This is a genomic window from Salmonella sp. SAL4457, assembly GCF_046548235.1.
In the GTDB taxonomy this organism is placed as follows: Bacteria; Pseudomonadota; Gammaproteobacteria; order Enterobacterales; family Enterobacteriaceae; genus Salmonella; species Salmonella enterica.
Window position 1 is genome coordinate 1 of the sequence record NZ_JBGDZO010000196.1, and the last position, 336, is coordinate 336.

At 66.4% G+C, this 336-nt stretch carries 1 protein-coding gene; it reads right to left on the bottom strand.

What is annotated here, in order from left to right; genetic code table 11:
• The coding region (locus ACLJNW_RS23885) for an L-lactate permease (RefSeq protein ID WP_410961179.1) at positions 1 to 336 on the bottom strand (336 nt) is incomplete at both ends.

Genomic DNA, 336 nt, shown 5'->3' on the forward strand with positions numbered 1-336 from the left:
ACCTGCAGGCGCTGGTCGCCGGTAATCGACAGCACCGAGCTGCGGATCACCTCGAACTGGCCGCTCTTCACCGTCAGTTTGTAGAGGAAGACCGCGGCGACGATGATCCAGGCGATCGGCCAGAGACCGTAGAGGAAGCCGTAGCCGGCGGCGGCGAAGGCCATGTCGGCGGGCATGTGGAAGGCGAAGATGGCCACCGCGATGGCCAGCGCCAGGGTGATGCTGCCGGCGATGTGGCCCTTGAGGCGGAATACCGCCAGGGCGAGGAAGAAGAACACGATCGGGATGACGGCCGCGGCGGCCGACAGGCCGAGACTGCCCAGGGGGGTATAGAGT